General features: G+C 47.8%; 1 protein-coding gene. It reads left to right on the forward strand.

Annotated elements, in window-relative coordinates:
• The coding region (locus PZC42_RS20670) for an MC/SLC25 family protein (protein WP_277213951.1) at window positions 1–364 on the forward strand (364 nt) is incomplete at both ends.

Here is a 364-nt window from a genome sequence, read left to right on the forward strand (position 1 = left end):
TTGCTGGTAACCTCGCTTCAGGTGGTGCTGCTGGTGCCACTTCCTTGTGCTTTGTATATCCTCTCGACTTCGCCAGAACAAGGTTAGCTGCTGATGTTGGAAAGGCTGGTAAGGAGAGAGAATTCAACGGTCTTGGCGACTGTATCTCCAAGGTCTTCAAGAAGGATGGTCTTGTTGGTCTATACAGAGGATTTGGTGTCTCAGTCCAGGGTATCATCATCTACAGAGCTTCATACTTTGGTTGCTTCGACACAGCCAAGGGAATGTTACCCGACCCCAAGAATGCCGGATTCTTAATCTCATGGGCCATTGCTCAGGTTGTTACAACATGTGCCGGTATTATTTCATATCCCTTCGATACCGT

The organism is Isoptericola croceus (assembly GCF_029382255.1).
In the GTDB taxonomy this organism is placed as follows: Bacteria; Actinomycetota; Actinomycetes; order Actinomycetales; family Cellulomonadaceae; genus Isoptericola; species Isoptericola croceus.